Source organism: Micromonospora sp. WMMD735, assembly GCF_049178995.1.
In the GTDB taxonomy this organism is placed as follows: Bacteria; Actinomycetota; Actinomycetes; order Mycobacteriales; family Micromonosporaceae; genus Micromonospora; species Micromonospora wenchangensis.
The window spans coordinates 2419259-2434663 of the sequence record NZ_JBMHMJ010000002.1 but is presented as its reverse complement, the minus strand read 5'-3'; the positions used below and the strand labels follow the sequence as shown (position 1 = coordinate 2434663).

Genomic DNA, 15405 nt, shown 5'->3' with positions numbered 1-15405 from the left:
CGGCACAACCCACACGACAGGAGAACACCCGTGGACCCCACCCGCAGCATGCTGCTCGCCCTCGCCAAACGGGCCGAAGAGACCCGCCTGGACTGGCAGGCAGGCCTCGCCGCAGTACGTGCCCGCAGCGAAACGCCCCACCGCAACGAGGCCTTCGCCCACCACATCCAAGCCAACCTGTGCCTGCTCACCGCGATCACCGCCGCCGACCTCCCGGCCACCTTCCGCATCCACGACACCACCCTGTCCACCGACCCCATCACCGCAGCGCAGCAGCTGCGCGACCTCGCCCTGCCCTACGACCGGCACAGTCCCATCGAAGCCACCCACGAAGCAGCCCGACAGGCCTACCGGGAGGCGTTCGCCGAACCGATCACCGCGCAGGAACAGCAGTACGTCGACCTCCTCGCCGCCCTCACCCCAGCCCGCCGCGACAAAGTCATCGCCGCCGCCGAAGAACGCGCCTCCCACCCGAGGCCATAGCAGCCACCTGACAGGGCTCACGGCCGCCGCGTCACCCCATCCGCTTCAACAACGTGGTCATCGCGCCCCTCGTCGGTCACCCCCGGCTTGGGGCGCGATGCTGAGCCGGCAGCCCCATGCAGGTTTTCGTCCAGGCCGATTCCGAGGGCTCCGGGGGTCGGCTGGCTGCCGCGTAGGCAGATCACGTCGAGGCATCCCTCGGCCTGGACCGCCGGTGTCCGGCGTTCTACGGGCCTGGACCAGCTGCCCGAGACCCTGCAGGCGCAGCGTGAGGGCACCGCCGACAAGATGTTCGCCGCCCCGCACGCTGTCCTGGTCGCGCGGGGCAGCACGGGCCCGAGTCAGGCGGCCGGGTCGCCGCTGCCCTGTGCCAACCCGTCCGGCGGGATCGTCGGTGTGGTGCGCGAGGATGGGCGCGTGTTCGACGGGATCGACGACATCGACTGGGTACGGCTCGGTCACGCCTACGGCTCGGCCGGTGACGTGCCCGGCCTGCTCCGCGCCCTGCGCTCGCCCGACGAGGAAGAGCGCCACACTGCCTTCGGTGCGCTCTACGCCAGCATCTTCCACCAGGGCACCCGCTACGATGCGTCGGCTTACGCCGTGCCGTTCCTGCTGGAGCTGCTCGCCGACCCGGCCACCCCCGACCGGGAACTGGTGCTGTACCTGGTGACGGTGCTTGCGGTGGGCCACGACGCGAGGTGGCTACCGCAGGGCGTCCCGGTGGTGGAGCTGCGTCGGGCGGCCGACGGCGGGCGGGAACTACTCGCCGCCAAACCGCCCCCGTGGCACGGCGACGACGAGACCCGCAAGGAGTACGTCGAGTACACGTACGTCGAGTCGCTCGACGAGGCGGACCAGCAGCGGCTGTGGGCGTACGTCGAGCTGACCGTCTACGACGCGGTGCGGGCCGGCGTGCCCCTTTTCCGTGACCTGCTCACCGACGCCGACCCGGGGTTGCGCGTCGGCGCGGCGTACGCGCTTGCCTGGTTCCCGCAGGACGCGGCCGGCAGCATCCCCGCGCTCGTCGCGGCAGCCGAGGCCGCAAGGGAGGTGCACGAGGGTGAGGCGGCGACCGCCCTGGTGGCGGCCGGGTTGCTCGGCGCCGCGCCCGACGCCGCCCTGCTGGCCGATCCGCGGCCGGTGATCCGCTGGGCCGCCGCGATCGGCCGGGCCCGGGTGCTCGGCGTCGACGCCGACGAGGCGACGGTCGACGAACTGCTCGCCTGGACCGCCGCCGCCGAGCCGGACAACCGGCCGTCCACCGGCGGGGCCGAGGTGCCTTTCCTCGACGGCGACCTCAACGGGTACGCGGGGATGTCCCTGCGCCTGCTCGGCCCCCGGCACACCGATCAGGCACTCGACGCGCTGCTCGACCGGCTGTCCGTCGCCGCCGGTGAACAGGCGTTGCCGGTGGCGGCCGAGGCGCTGCGCCTGGCCTTCCCCAGCGGACGGCTGCCCGCCGGGGTGCCCCGGGCTGCGTTGGCATCCCGGCAACGGCGGCTCGTCGAGGTCCTGGCCCATTCGCCCGGGGCGTGGCTGATCGACGGCGTGTCATTCGGCAACTTCGCGTCGCTCGTCGGCGACTACGGCCTGCCGCGCAGCCAGGAGGCGATGCTTGCCTACCTCGACGCTCCTGTGGCCTGACCTCGACGGTCCGCCGGCATCCACCCCGGCTGCACCGTCAGCAGCAGGTCGTTGGCGGCGGCGTCCTGCGGATGACGGTGCTGCCGTCTATCCGAGCGAGGCGAGGATGAGTTGCCTGGTGGCGTGGACCATGGGGGAGTAGCAGACAACGGGGGTCTGTGATCTCCGTACTTCTGGCGGGGTAGCGCCGACGCGGATGCGCCAGAGTCGACGCTATGCAAGAGGTTCTCACGCTGTTTGTTGGTCCGTTCGTCGGCGGGGTACTCACGCTGGCCGGTATCCGGTGGAATCAGCGAGCCAGCCGACGGCAGCAAGGCAGGGCCGACCGGGCCGCCACGGACGAGAAGATCGAGACGGTGGCGGCCGAGCTGATCGCCGCTGTGATCGATCTCCGATTGGCGATGGCGACGCATCACCCGCAGTGGAACTCGTGGCAGCGCGGTTGACCGCGCTCGGGGGTGCCCTCCTCGAGTATCACGCCGGCCGGCACAGCTCGGGTCTCGCACGGCGCGGTGATGGCCTTCGAGTGGTGGAAGCGTTCCATCACCACCGCTGCGGCAGACCTCGGCGTCGTCGGGATGGTGGCGATGTCCGCGTACGCGGCGGACAACCTGTACCGGCAGCAGCCGCAGCCGACGGCCGGCAGGCCGCCGATACCGCGCTCGAAGGGGCAGTCGGCGCGCTGACCCAGGCGGTGCGGCACCGTCGCGACCAGGCGGCTATTCCAAGGCGAAGATGGTGGTCGCATCGCCGACTCGGCTGAAAGTCAGACCTTTACTCGGTGTAGCCGCCCGGCTCGCCTGCCTTCCCTGTCGCCGTTCTGGTTGGTAGCTTCCCGCTCGAACAACGGGTGTCGTCGGCAGCCCTGACCGGCACGGTGAGAGCCAACTCGCCGGTCTTTAAGCGTTACGCAGAGCCTGCTTGGCGAACCTGACGCGAGCCTCGATCTGCGTCCATAAGGTTTCTGCAGTGGCCGTCGGGATCGGTTCGTCGTATCCGACGGTCTGGTCGGCATTGACCCAGGTGACGACCATCCAGCCGGCGTCGTAGACCTTCTGCGAGATGAACCGCTCGATGGCGGTGGCGTACTGGGTCGCATAGGTCATGTGCTGGAACGCGGGGTCGATCGCCGGCACGCGTAGCTGCCTTGGTGGAACGGGCTTGATCGGCACGCCGGTCTCGCAGTCGCGGTTGAACGTGATGCACCAGGCGGACCAGACCCCGAGCGTACCGAAGGCCTTGGTCATCTCTTGGACGGTCTTGGCGTCGACGGCGCTGCCGATGGCCTCCTCGATGCGGTTGTTCGCGTTGTTGCCCGGGCTCGACGCCTGCGACTTCAGCTCGACGACGCCCACTAGGTGGCCTTTGTGCATCGCCACGACGTCCCAATTTTTCGACCGGCGGAAGTAGCCGGGGACGACGCTGTCGATAGTCACCTCGTGCTCGGGGAGCCCTGCGTCGATGAACATCTGTTGGACGAACGCTGCGATGCTCTGCATGTGCCTGGCGTTCCGGGCCTGGGCCCCGGTGTTCGACTTTCCGTCGGCGGCGAGCTTGGCGACGGCGGCGTTCTTCGCCTTCCACCAATTCTCTAGCAGCGGCTGCACATCACGGGCCATGGGTCAGAGTCCTTCGGTGAGCTCGTAGCTGGAGAGGTCGATGTCGTAGGCCCTGGCCGCGGCCTCCGTGGCCGCAAGGACGTCCCGCCTGCGGAACGCGTCACGGAGCGCGTCGGCGATATCACCGGGGATCGCGTCGGGTGCCGGCACGCGGATCTGCTTGAGGTACTGCGCCTGGAACCGGAGGGTTCCCCCGCGCATCCGCACGCAGTAGGCCTCGATGAACGCCTGCGCGACCCGGGAGAGCAGCAACCCTCCGAGCACCTCCATATCCCAGGCGTCGGAGACGACGTAGTAGAGGTTGTGGTGCGGGTAATAGCCACCTTTTTCCAGGACGGGATGGATGCTGGTCTTCATGTCCTGGATCAGCAGCTTCGGCCTGCCCGTGACCGCAGGGTTCACCTTGTCGATGGTCCGGTACCAGGAGCCCGGTGCCTTCTTGGCGACGAAACGGTCCTTCAGGCCCGGGTGCTTTCTGAGGTACGCGGCCATCCGAGGGTAGTCGGCGAGATCGACCAGCCGGCCGTCGGTGTCCCACGGGTTCACCAGGTAGTTGCCCTGCCACACGAACGAGCCGGTCCTCAGGTCCTGCCGCATCGAGAGCGGGAGCATCCGATCCCGCTCGACGGCATCGCGATCCTTGGTGACGTACGCCTTGTCCGCGCCGGTCGCGATCCCGATAGACACCCTGGTGCCGGTATCCGGGTCATGGAGCGGGCCGAACCGGTCGTTGAGTAGCTCGATCAGGGCGAGTCTGGCCGGGGATCCGGTCGGCCACAAGGAACCGCTGTCGAACCAGTGCGGCAGTCGGTGCGCCTTGACACCGACGTCGAGAAAGTCATGAAACCAACTGTCCGAGGCGGCCTTCGCGAGCGCGAACGCCTGCGCCGCTCCGAAGTCCGCGGTGGTGTCCGCGACGACCGCAGGGCCCTGCGGCCTGTTCGCGAGGACGGTGATCGCCGGGTAGGCGGACACCTGGGCCTCGAACGCATCGGCGTCGTGCATCGTCCAGATGTGCTCGACCGAGTAGCGCGCCGCGACGAGCTCACGCAACGCAGCACCGTACTGGTTGCGCATCCACCTGTCGGCGCAGATGAAGCCGAGGCGGCCCTCTGGCTTGAGCATGGCGAGGCAGCGTTCGATGAAGCCGACGTAGATGTCCCCACGGCCGCGCATCGTGGACCAGGTCCGGCGGTACGCGGCGGCGGTCACGTCGTCGAGGTCGTCGTAGCGGATGTAGGGCGGGTTGCCGATCGCGACATCAGCCTTGCGGTCCCCTACATCGTCGAGCAGGAAGTCAGCGCGCCGGACCCAGGTCGCGGCCAGCGACGTCGCGGTCGGCTGTGCTGCGCCTGCGGCAACGAGGAGATCCCGGCATAGAGCCCGCGACGCACGAACGTGCTCGGGCTGGAGGTCATAGGCACGGATCGCATCAGCCAGCGTCGCCAGGTCTCGCCCGTGGGAGCTCGCGGAGGCGATCAGACGCTCGACGGCGGACCCGAGAAATGCCCCCGAACCACAGGACGGTTCGATGAGGTAGAGGACGCCGAGGTCGCGATCAACCGTGTAGCCCGTCAGGTCGAGCAGCACATCGACGACCCATCGCCTGGTGAACACCTCGCCGTAACTCACTGGAAAGACCGCGTCGCGCTCCAGAAACACCTGCTCGACTGCGCTCACCGTCACCCTCTGTTTGCCCGATTCATCACTTTGGCTCGTAACGAGCGATGATCACAGGTTACCCAGAGGGGCTGACATCGACGCGGAGGCCATACGTGTCGTCCCCCGAGCTCGCCAAGCTCGACATGGTGACGGAGCGAAGTGAGGGAATGACCAGATCGTCCGGGTGGGACGTGACAACCAGCGAAACCCGGCACGTGATCGGTAGTCAGGGCACACCGGTGAGGTGGGTCGCCTGGGCATCGCACGACCGCACGATCGTATTCGCCACCGGCGACGGCAGTATCCACATCTGGGGACCTGGGCATTCACCGGGGCCGAGGAAGTGCGCGCCGGCGATCCGCGCCCAGCGGGCGTCGAGGCACAGCCCGTGCAGGTGTCGTCGTAACGCGTCGTCGCCGATCTGGTCCAGGGTCGGTTCCCAGCGGGTGTCGACCACACTCACCTCGGACGTGACGTACCCGTGCCGCACGAGGCTGGCACCGATGTCGCACAGGTCGTCGGGAGCGCTCATCGTCCACGTCGCCGCGCGCATCGCGTCCAGCAGCGAGCCGTCCGTCCGTGGCCGCAGGAGCAGATGGGGATACTGCCGGTAGCCGTCGGGGGTGAGCTCGTCGAGACTCAGCGAGCCGGCCTTCAGCGCCTGGCCGATGTCCCTGCCCCACACCACGGCCCGGTCGTCGTCGGTCGTGGCGGTGATCAGCGGCTGGAGCGCGGAGGGCCGCACCTGCGTGGCGACGAACGCCGACCTGGCCAGGTCCGGCACCCAGCGGTCGGGATGGAGCCGGTCACCGCCGAGGTCGCCTGACCTGCCGTTGACGTCGGCCACGAGTTCTCCGGGATCGAGGTCCTCGATCGCCTCGCCGGCGGTCTCGTCGTCGTAGTGGAACACCGCGTACGTGCCCGCCGCGTCGAACTCCGCCAATGGCCGATGTAACACGTGGCCAAGCACTTCATCCAGTGCGACCGCCGTCTCTGTAGGACAGATGGTCCGACTGCCCGGGACCACTGACCGGCGATATGCCAGCCCGCATCCGATCCGGCCTGGGCGATCAGCCCTCCGTGCGGCCCGGGCGAAACCAGTAGGCCAAGACGCACGCAATGTGCAATGTGCAATGTGCATCCAGAGCGTGGCATCGGCATTCATGCGGGAGACATGAACCGCGCGCCAGTAATAGCGCATGACCCCTGACCACCGAGCCGGGCGTGCTTTCCGCCACCCGGCGCAGTGCCCGTCCTGTCCGCACGACAGATCAGGAGTCGCTTCTGTGGGTGCCAGCAACGTCCTCACCGCGTACGCCCTGTACGCCGGCAAGGTACCTGCCACCTCGATGCAACTACTCGCCTACATGGCCGCCGTATCCAGAGACGACGACGCACGCCCCTGGTTCGGTCGGGGCCACCACGCCCTCGCCGAGTACGCCCTCGGCCGAGGCAGGAACGGACCGCTCACCCGCGCCGACATCAAAGCCGTCGAACGAGCCATCGGCCCCCTGGCCGCCGCAGGAGCGATCAGCACCGACCGGAAGGCGTCCCTGCGGCGCGACGGCACCCACACCGCCCGGTACCGCCTGCACCTCGACACCCCTCACGTCCCCCAGGAAACGGGGGACGACACCGGGGAGCCCGATCGGCCACGTCCCCCGGAAACCGGGCACGACGTCCCCCGAAATGCGTCCTCACGTCCCCCGGAAACCGTCCCCACGTCCCCCGGAAAACGGGTGACAGAGGAACCAGGAGGAACCACGAGGAGCGAGACAACCCAGGAAGAAGTCACCGTCGTCCGTACGGACCCCGCTGTAGCGCGCACACGCGACGCCGACCCCGATTCCACCCTCGACACCCCGAGCGGACCGACCCCCCTGCAGGCGATCGGGGACGACCCCACCCGGACGGTGGCGCACGGTGTCCGCAGCGTCCACCCGGCAGCCATGCCTCGGCTGCCCCACAATCCGCTGCGCCGACCCGACCGGGTCGCCCAGGCCATCGCGGAAGCCAGCGCCCGCCGACAGGCCGCCATCGCCGCCCACCGGGCTGCCCGAGAGGCAACCGGCGACTGACACCGGCCCCGGCATACAGCGGGCCCGAGCCCGGGATGCATCGCCGTGACAAGCCCACGCCCCCCATCCCCTGACGCGGCGGCCGGCCGGTCGGGGTCAGGTGACGGTGGTTCCCTCCCAGCCGGCACACCGACGGCGCTACTCACAGGCGATCCCATCGCCGTCCCGGTCCAGTTTCCGCGAGTACCCGGGTTCACCGCGCCGGATCGGGGCCGCGCCCGCCGCCCGTACCGCCGTGCAGTTGGCGTAGTACACGTCGCCGTTGGTGTCGTCGTAGCCGCCCAGGTCGCCGTTGCCGCCGCCCGGCTCGCATGCCTCCCCGTCGCCGTCGCGGTCCAACCCGGGCCGGTAGCCGGGCTCGCCCTCGAACAACGGGGCGTCACCGGCTGCCCTGACCGCGTCGCAGTTCTTGTAGTACAGGGCAGGTTTCGGCTTGCTGCTCTTCTTCGGGGTGGGGCTCGGAGTGGGGGTTGGCGTGTCGTCGGGGGCGGGGGTGACGGTGGCAAGTGCATCGCCGAGTTTCCGCGCCTGCACCGTTGCGGACGCCGTCGGTGCCGATGCGGGCTTCGTGTCATTGTTGTCGCCGAATGCGCCGGCAAGGCCGCTGCCGCAGCAGCACACGCCGAATAGTCCGGCGAGAGTGATGCCGATGGTTTGTTTGGCCGTGAGTGCTTTCGTCACCGGCCGAGTGTGCTGGCGGTGAGCCAGGCCGCGGGATGGTCCTTTCAGGCGGGCGTCTGTCGAGTAGGCGACTGCGGGTTCGGCGGCGGCAGCGGGATCTGCCGCACCACCTACGGGCCCCTACCCGAAAGCTTGGCAATCTTTGCGCTTGCGGCATCGAGCCACAGAAAACTGGCGGGATGGCGTGGCTTTTCGGTTTCGCCTCCGGGTGCGGGTTGGTGCATGCCGGGCCCGACCAGTGGAGCCGCATCCCTCAGCTGGCCACACTCTCTGTCACCAAGCCGACATCGCTCCCATCGGGCCGACCCGACCGGCCAGCATCAACCGTGTATCCGACCAAGGAGTCATCGTGACCATGCCGCAGTACCCCGGCAGCCCGCAGGACACCAGCCCGCAGCAGCAGTGGGTCAGCCCCGACGGGCAGCAGCACGACTACCCGGACGCCGGGACCACCACCGCCTGGGCCCCCGTGTCGGCGGGGAAGACGGGGAATCCGATCCTCCTTGCCGCGACCGTCGCCCTGGCCGTGTTCGTCGTCCTCGGCTTCGGCGGTTACGCCGTGTACGACCAGTTCATCCGCGAGGACTCAGGGGTGGCCGCGTGCAAGGCGATGGCCGCCGGGAAGAAGATGGACGGCAGCCCCAAGACCACCGGCGGTGACACCACCGTCGACAAGAAGATGACCGAAGCCGAATACCGGAAGGCACGGGCGATCTTCGAGGACTCACGGTACGAGAAGCTACGCGAGCACGGAACGGCGATCGTGGACGTGGCATGGCAGATGCAGGGGCTGGACGACGACAGCGGGATGGCGGGACTGGCATTCATGGGTCCGCTGGGAACGCACCTGTCGGGGTTGCAGTCGGCCTGCGCCGACCAGGGAGTCATCGTCGACTTGAACGTGAAGTGACGGTGTGCGGAAACGGCAGCTGCCGCTTCACGACCATCTCCCAACCTCAGCAGCCCTACTTCTCAGGCGATGCCGTGTGCTCTGCCCATCGGACGAGCGATGGGCGTTGACCGGTCGCGATGTACTCAATGACTGCCCGGTGGGCGGTTTCCACCGACAGCACCGCCAACTCGGCGGGGATGGTGACCAGAGGGGAGTCAGACGACTCCAGAACCACAATCGGTTCGGCCAGCGGCTGTTCCACCGCGTGACCGCCATCGGGCAGCCAGCGCAGCGCTGCCCTTGCGTTGTCAAAGTCGATGTCGAGGCGCAGGACGTCGTCAGCCCCGCTCGGCGCGAACCAGAACGCGTGCGCCCGGGTGCCGTGCGGTCCGATCATCAGCGTCTGTTTGTCGAGGAACACCCGGGTGGCCTCCGCGTCAGGTAGCTCCTGCTTGCAGATGTCGAACACCACGCGGTACGTCATGACCTGACCCTCTCACCCGTGCCTGTGTAGGTCGTGGTCCACCAGGTTCGTCCGCCGTCCTGCGTCGCCCAGACAGTCAGGCGGGCACCGGCGGGCAGGACCGGGGGAGGAGTTTGTCGCAGGTCAGCGGCCAGTCCCGATCGAAATCCCGAGTCCCACATGTGGTCTTGTTCAGCACCAACTCACCTTCGTCGAGTTCGTCGCGACGCATCCGCGCCGCGACGTGGCTCTCGACGTGGCTGACCAGGACGCGTGGCCACCCGCCGCCGGCGAAACGGGTGCAGGTCCGCGACAGAGGCGTCATCGTCCCGGCTGACAATGGTTTCGCCGTTGAATACCCCAGCGGTCGGGTCCGTCCGCTTCTTGCGAACCGGCAGACTCCGACCGGTTGCTTCGACGTGTACGGGTGGCTGGGGTGACGACGATCCCTGCCCGGGTACGTCGCCACCCGCGGTCATTTTCCCGCGTCACCGGCTGCCCGCGCCTCGGCTGCAAGGACAACTCCGTGCGGGTGTGGGACATCCACACGCGCAGTTCGGCAGGCGTGCTGCGTGGCCACGCCGACTGGGTTAGCGTCCTGGCGTGGTCACCGAGCGGTCGTTATCTTGCCTCGGGCTCCGACGACCGAACCGTGCGTGTCTGGGACGTCGAACAACCCGGTGACAGCACCATCCACTCTGGGCACCCAAACTACGTCGACGGACTCAGTTGGGCACCGGACGGGCACTGGCTCGCCACCTGCTCTGCCGACTGGACGATCCGCGTCTGGGATCTCATCGGCACCGACCGGCCACTGGTGATCAGCGGCGATGAGAAACGGGTCCGTGCGGTGGCCTGGGCACCGGACGGCCAACGGTTGGCCTCCCGCTGCGACGACCGTACCGCTCAGGTCTGGGAGGTCGACCACAACCAGGGCGAGGTGATCGGTGTCCACCGCGACGGCGTAACCAGCCTGGCATGGCTACCCGACGCACGACACGTCGCTACCGGTTCGGCCGACGGCACCGCCCGCGTATGGGCCGACTCCATTGACCCGGACGAGCTGACCACCCGAGCCCGCACCCGCGTGTTCCGTGCACTCACCGACGACGAACGGCGAACCCACCTGCTCCCGGGCGGCGGGAACTCATAGCGTCTGCTCTACCTCACGGGTTTCCTCATCCACCAGATAGTCGCCCGGCTCCAGCCCCAGCGTCTTACGGCGATCCGAAGCCCAGTAAGCGGCATTGGCCTCCTCGAACGACTCGGGCCCGTCATGGGAGATCACCCAGATGTGCTGACTGCGCGCGGCGTCCTTCCAGGAACCGTGGATACCGAAACCGAGATCGAGCCGCAGCGGCACAACCAGGCGCTGCCACTTGTCCACCCACTCGTCCAGCAGCCCCGCCCGGACGGTGTAGATACGGATCTGTACCGTTCTCGCCACAACACCACCCCACATAGCCGTGCGAACCCTCCGTCGCCGACCATAACCAAACCATCGATCCGCTGGGGGTGACGGTCGATCCGGTGGCGGCGTCGAGGTGGCGGAACCTCGGCAGTCCGGCGAGGAGGTCGGTGACGCCGTGCTCGTGACGGCAAGTCCTCGACGGCCTCGGTCGACGTGGCACTGCCACTCGCGGGCACCAGTAGCTTCCGCGTCCGTACCTACCCTCGATGAAATTCAAGGAGGCATCCTGACTCGGCCGGGCCGCACCGAGGGCATGATGTTCGTCTATGACGGCGGCACTCTCGATGAGGTGGGCACGGCCGATACCTGGAAGAGGCCGCCGCCTTGGCCGGATTCTCCGCCTCGACGCTGAGTCGGATGGAAACCAAGCGCAACCGCCACTGGGACGTGCGCGACCTGCGTCGCCTCGCCGAAGTGTTCGCCATCCCGGCGCACCTGTTCGGGCTGTCGCGATCGACCATCGACACCAGCGCCGTTAGCCTGGGCGCTGATGTCGATGAGGATGGTGACCCGATGCGACGACGCGAGCTGATCGTGACGACCGCCGCCGCGGTGACGGCAACGATGGCTCTGCCTCTCGACCGGGCCACCGCCGCGCACGGCATGGCCGACACCGTCGAGGACGTGCTGTTCCGCCGGGTCAGCGTCGCACCGATTCCGGGCAATCAGCTCGCCGCCCAGCTGTCCGCCGCCCGCGCCGACTTCCGGGCCACCCGCTACAGCCAGCTCGCCCGCCGCCTGCCCCGGCTGCTGTCGCAGGCCATCGCCGGCCACGACACCGCCGCTGTCAACGAGGCGTCGCGGGCGGCCAACCGCCTGGCTCAGGCGTACAACGTGGCCACCCAGCTGCTGATCAAGCTGCACGACAACGGCATGGCCTGGGCCACCGCCGATCGTGCGGTGCAGGCCGCCCGCAGTGGCGACGACCCGATGGTGCTAGCTGAAGCGGGCAGGCTCGCCGCCACCGTCATGCGCCGCACCCAGCACCGCGACGGCACGCAGAAGCTCATGCTCGACACCGCCCGAGCGCTGCAGGCCGACACTGGCCTGTCCGATCCAGCCCACAGCTCACTGTATGGGCAGCTCCTGGCCGCAGCCTCCTACACCGCCGCGATACGCGACGACCGCGACAGCGCCTGGACCTTCCTCAGTGAGGCCGAAGACGCCGTCCGCCGAGCCGGCGCCACCAGATCCGACCACTTCAACATGCTCGACCTCGCCGTCTACAAGATCAGCGTGTCACGGGTACTCGGCGACTACGGCAGCGCCGTCGACTACGCGCGGCTGGTCGACCCGACCCGGATTATCTCGCCGGAACGCCGTGCCCGGTACTGGGAAGACACCGCCCTGGCACTGCACGGCCGCGGACGCCCACAGGCCACATTCCAGGCTCTGCTGGCAGCCGAACGTGACACCCCACAGGAAGTCCGGTTCCGGCCCTGGGCACAACAGCTCACCACCGACCTGCTCTCCCGCAACAGCCAGAGCCTGCCAGGCATACGCGACTTCGCCGGCCGCGTCGGGTTGCTCTGACCGACCCTGCCTTCCGCCATGACGTCCGTGTCGTACACGTCTCGACAGATCTGAGCGGCTGTGTCTCGGCGGCCTGCCACGCCCGCCGCCTCGTCCATACCTGCCCACCCTCGGCCAGGAACAAGCCACTGGGCAGGTACGGCAGACCGTCGAACGGCAACATCGATGCCCGACCATTAGGCCAGGCCAACACGGCTACGGTGCTCGCGCTACCGCAGTCGATCGACAGCCGCGCCCCCGGCCCCCACGCAGGTAGTCAAACATGAATAACCATTCAAGTCACCTTCGATCAATCAGGAGAGTCGATGACCTCTAGCGAATAGCCCGTTCCGGTAGGAGTCCTCAGTTGTGAGGCGGGGCTGATCCTCGCCAACGCCCCCGGAGCAGCTCGGCTAGAGCCTTGATGATGTTGGGCCTGTCCTTCGGGTTGGTGCCACGAAGGGCCAAGGCGGTGATGATGATTCTTCCTGCGGCTGGCACGGCGACGGCGATCACGAGCCACGGGCCGGCGCCGACGCACGGCTCAAGATACGTGAGTCCCACGGCTTCTCCTCCCACTACGGCCGAGTGAGGGTGCGCAGCACGGCTCAGCTCGACCAGTCGCAAATGACATGACTGGTTTTCGCTGAGTCCGCGCTACCGGCAGAGCGGGGTTCTCAGAGTGACCAACCAGGGTGGGTTGGTCGTGATCTTGAATCGTCTTTATTCGTCTTTGGCTTGCCGAGTTAGATGCCGGTGAAAAGGATCTAGCACCAGGCGTCATTAGTTCGAATTAGGCCTGGGTCCGCCGTGTGGCGGTACGCAAGAAGCGTACCCGACCGGAGCAATCGATGCGACGACCGCACATGGAGTGGCCTGATGCCGCCGCAGAGCCGCCATGCGAGGGCCATGATCGATTAGGTTGTGCTGTGCCGGTACCCGTCTTTACGCTGCCACGGTTCTCCCTAACCCCGGGCCGGAGGGTGGCGTGATGTCGCTGACCGACACCATTGGTGCCGACGTGCAGGCGATGGCGGCGGGTGTGGACCGGGCGCAGCAGGAGACTGCGGCTGTCGACCAGGCGATCGAGCAGATCAGCGCCCGGTCGGTGGCTTCCCGGCTTCGCCGGCATCGCGGTGGGCTTGGCTCGCGTTCGGGAAACCCTCGCGCAGGCCCGCTCTCGCCTGGCGCAGGTGGACGGGGTGCTGGGTGAAGCGTCGCGGTCGTTGGGGGTTGTGCCGCAGCAGTTCATCGCCGCAGGAGACGATCGCCGCGCTCACACCGGTCCTGGCTGCGCTGACCGCTCTCGACGGCCATGTCTCTGCGGCGGGGTCTGCGGTCGACGCCACGCGACGTCTGCTCGCGGCGGCGTTGCAGGGGGGACAACCCGGTCCCACGCTGGCGCGGTTGCAACACGTGCTGTAGCTCCTGACGACCCTACGGGCTCGCAGGATCGAAGCCGGGCAGCACGTCGAGGCGGCGTTGGCGCAGGCTCGGCAGGTTGGTGAGCTGGGAAACTGATCCCGGGCGGCGGTAGCGACAGCGGCCGACCGCCCGCCATACGTGACACGTCCGAGAGCGCAACGGAACCGCAGGCTCCCACGGGGCTGTCGCCCGAAGGGTTGGCGGAAGCCGCCCGCAGTCTGCCGCGACGGCGAGTAAAGGACCCGACGTCCGGTATGGCGTTCGTCGGCGGTGAGTGGATACCCATGAGGTCGGGCCGTGATCCGGCTGCCGCCGCCGACCTCAAGCCGGCCTACCAGCTCATCGTCACCACGACCGACCACCTGGAGGCCAAACTCGCCGCCCGGATGCGCCGCGACCACCTCACGGAGGCAACGGTGGTGACGAACAACCCACCCTGCGACTACACCCCCTACGGCTGCGAGAAGATCCTTTCCCGGCTGCTGCCAGCCGGCACGCAGCTGGCGGTCTACGTACGCGACGATGACGGGCAGGTCCGCCACTGGCGCACCTACACCGGGAACGGAAAGGCGATCGCATGAAGGTGACCTGGACCTACGACCGGGGCGACCAGCGCGACAACCACGAGGTCGAACTCAGCGACCCGGACGCCTTGGAGGCGCTCCTGCGCGAGATCCAACAGGCCGGCGAACCCGTCGTGCTGACCATCTTCAGCGACACCGCCGTCGACCCCGACGACCTGCCACCCGGCATCCAGATCGGCCTCGGCCACCCCACCCATGCCTTCGCGGTGCACATCGCTGACGACGGCGGCTACCTCACCGACCCCACCGCAGAAACCCCGGCCGCAGGGCTCCGATTCGACTTCGGCGGAGTACCCACGGAATACCCGGCCGAGCACCTGCAACTACGGCCAGAGACGGCCATCCAACTGGCGGTCGCCTTCCTCAGGACCGGCGGCGAGCCACCCCGCCTGACTACCGCAGACTGATCGCCCGCGCATAACAGTAGCCTCCTCGCTTGCCGTCCTGCTTCCCTCTCTGGTGACGTTCGAGCTGGGAGGACTCTGCTGTTGGCCTATTGTGTCGATGAGGTCGGCCACACCGTAGTGGTTCCTACGCACCCTGGTCGGCCAGCGCGTCAAGGGACCAGCATCCCAGACCGACCTGAACATCCGTGAGCGCGCTATGCACCCGGGCCAGGCGCGCCGTGACTCCGAGGAGGCCGGCGCTCGCGGCGTGCAGCGCTACCTCCTGCGCCTGCCGGTCGGCGGCGGCCGTTGACCCCTGCGGCCGTTCGACGCCGGCCACCAGGGCGCGACGTTCTCCGGTGATCTGCTCGGTGTGCGACACGGAGGCGGTATCCCATTCGATGACGGCGAACGGGTGTGTTCGACGGCATCCCGGCACCCCAAAGTCGCCAGAGACAGCAGCAGTAGCCGCGACACAACGCGGACAGGTGCGCCGGCTTGG

General features: G+C 68.2%; 17 protein-coding genes and 1 pseudogene. 10 read left to right on the top strand and 8 right to left on the bottom strand.

The window, feature by feature from the left end; all coding sequences use genetic code 11:
* Positions 1–30: 30 nt before the first annotated feature.
* The 4 genes from ACN268_RS10370 (at position 31) to ACN268_RS10355 (ending at position 2816) form a co-directional block, all read left to right on the top strand.
* Positions 31–483, top strand: coding sequence for a hypothetical protein (locus ACN268_RS10370; RefSeq protein WP_421482960.1), 453 nt, complete (start codon positions 31–33; stop codon positions 481–483).
* Between the two features lie 417 nt (positions 484–900).
* The gene (locus ACN268_RS10365; RefSeq protein ID WP_421482959.1) at positions 901–2130 is read left to right on the top strand and encodes a hypothetical protein; all 1230 of its coding nucleotides are present in this window, start codon (positions 901–903) and stop codon (positions 2128–2130) included.
* A 215-nt stretch (positions 2131–2345) separates the two neighbouring features.
* The gene (locus ACN268_RS10360; protein ID WP_145920673.1) at positions 2346–2576 is read left to right on the top strand and encodes a hypothetical protein; all 231 of its coding nucleotides are present in this window, start codon (positions 2346–2348) and stop codon (positions 2574–2576) included.
* A gap of 69 nt (positions 2577–2645) precedes the next feature.
* Entirely contained in the window at positions 2646–2816 is a 171-nt protein-coding gene (locus ACN268_RS10355; RefSeq protein WP_421482958.1) for a hypothetical protein, read from the top strand.
* Between the two features lie 213 nt (positions 2817–3029).
* Here ACN268_RS10355 and ACN268_RS10350 read toward each other — a convergent pair whose 3' ends face one another.
* The 4 genes from ACN268_RS10350 to ACN268_RS10335 form a co-directional block, all read right to left on the bottom strand.
* Positions 3030–3749, bottom strand: a complete 720-nt coding sequence (locus tag ACN268_RS10350; protein WP_145920672.1) for a PaeR7I family type II restriction endonuclease — start codon at positions 3747–3749, stop codon at positions 3030–3032.
* Between the two features lie 3 nt (positions 3750–3752).
* The gene (locus ACN268_RS10345; protein ID WP_421482957.1) at positions 3753–5429 is read right to left on the bottom strand and encodes an HsdM family class I SAM-dependent methyltransferase; all 1677 of its coding nucleotides are present in this window, start codon (positions 5427–5429) and stop codon (positions 3753–3755) included.
* Positions 5430–5637: 208 nt separating this feature from the next.
* Positions 5638–6354 (bottom strand): hypothetical protein, encoded by a 717-nt coding sequence (locus tag ACN268_RS10340; protein WP_421482956.1) that lies wholly within the window; start codon positions 6352–6354, stop codon positions 5638–5640.
* A 1273-nt stretch (positions 6355–7627) separates the two neighbouring features.
* Positions 7628–8170: an excalibur calcium-binding domain-containing protein gene (locus ACN268_RS10335; protein WP_421482954.1), complete on the bottom strand. Its 543-nt coding sequence runs from the start codon at positions 8168–8170 to the stop codon at positions 7628–7630.
* A gap of 349 nt (positions 8171–8519) precedes the next feature.
* On the opposite strand from ACN268_RS10335, the gene ACN268_RS10330 reads away from it, so the two are divergent.
* The gene (locus ACN268_RS10330; RefSeq protein ID WP_421482952.1) at positions 8520–9080 is read left to right on the top strand and encodes a hypothetical protein; all 561 of its coding nucleotides are present in this window, start codon (positions 8520–8522) and stop codon (positions 9078–9080) included.
* Positions 9081–9135: 55 nt separating this feature from the next.
* On the opposite strand, the gene ACN268_RS10325 is transcribed toward ACN268_RS10330, so the two are convergent.
* A complete protein-coding gene (locus tag ACN268_RS10325; RefSeq protein ID WP_421482951.1) occupies positions 9136–9546 on the bottom strand; it encodes an Imm1 family immunity protein in 411 nt (136 codons plus the stop codon).
* Positions 9547–9622: 76 nt separating this feature from the next.
* Entirely contained in the window at positions 9623–9994 is a 372-nt protein-coding gene (locus ACN268_RS10320; RefSeq protein WP_421482950.1) for a DddA-like double-stranded DNA deaminase toxin, read from the bottom strand.
* A 39-nt stretch (positions 9995–10033) separates the two neighbouring features.
* On the opposite strand from ACN268_RS10320, the pseudogene ACN268_RS10315 reads away from it, so the two are divergent.
* A pseudogene (locus ACN268_RS10315) lies at positions 10034–10678 on the top strand (WD40 repeat domain-containing protein); the annotation flags it as partial.
* Here ACN268_RS10315 and ACN268_RS10310 read toward each other — a convergent pair.
* The gene (locus ACN268_RS10310; RefSeq protein ID WP_421482949.1) at positions 10673–10972 is read right to left on the bottom strand and encodes an NIPSNAP family containing protein; all 300 of its coding nucleotides are present in this window, start codon (positions 10970–10972) and stop codon (positions 10673–10675) included. The pseudogene ACN268_RS10315 and the gene ACN268_RS10310 overlap by 6 nt on opposite strands.
* A 381-nt stretch (positions 10973–11353) precedes the next feature.
* On the opposite strand from ACN268_RS10310, the gene ACN268_RS10305 reads away from it, so the two are divergent.
* The 4 genes from ACN268_RS10305 (at position 11354) to ACN268_RS10290 (ending at position 14924) form a co-directional block, all read left to right on the top strand.
* Positions 11354–12529 (top strand): hypothetical protein, encoded by a 1176-nt coding sequence (locus tag ACN268_RS10305; protein ID WP_421482948.1) that lies wholly within the window; start codon positions 11354–11356, stop codon positions 12527–12529.
* A 1188-nt stretch (positions 12530–13717) separates the two neighbouring features.
* Positions 13718–13933: a DUF6244 family protein gene (locus ACN268_RS10300; RefSeq protein ID WP_421482947.1), complete on the top strand. Its 216-nt coding sequence runs from the start codon at positions 13718–13720 to the stop codon at positions 13931–13933.
* A 92-nt stretch (positions 13934–14025) separates the two neighbouring features.
* Positions 14026–14514 (top strand): DddA-like double-stranded DNA deaminase toxin, encoded by a 489-nt coding sequence (locus ACN268_RS10295; RefSeq protein ID WP_421486851.1) that lies wholly within the window; start codon positions 14026–14028, stop codon positions 14512–14514.
* Complete coding sequence (locus ACN268_RS10290; protein ID WP_421482946.1) at positions 14511–14924, top strand: Imm1 family immunity protein; 414 nt, start codon at positions 14511–14513, stop codon at positions 14922–14924. The genes ACN268_RS10295 and ACN268_RS10290 overlap by 4 nt, the downstream gene beginning before the upstream one ends.
* A gap of 124 nt (positions 14925–15048) precedes the next feature.
* Here ACN268_RS10290 and ACN268_RS10285 read toward each other — a convergent pair whose 3' ends face one another.
* Entirely contained in the window at positions 15049–15285 is a 237-nt protein-coding gene (locus ACN268_RS10285) for a hypothetical protein (protein WP_421482945.1), read from the bottom strand.
* Positions 15286–15405: the final 120 nt, after the last annotated feature.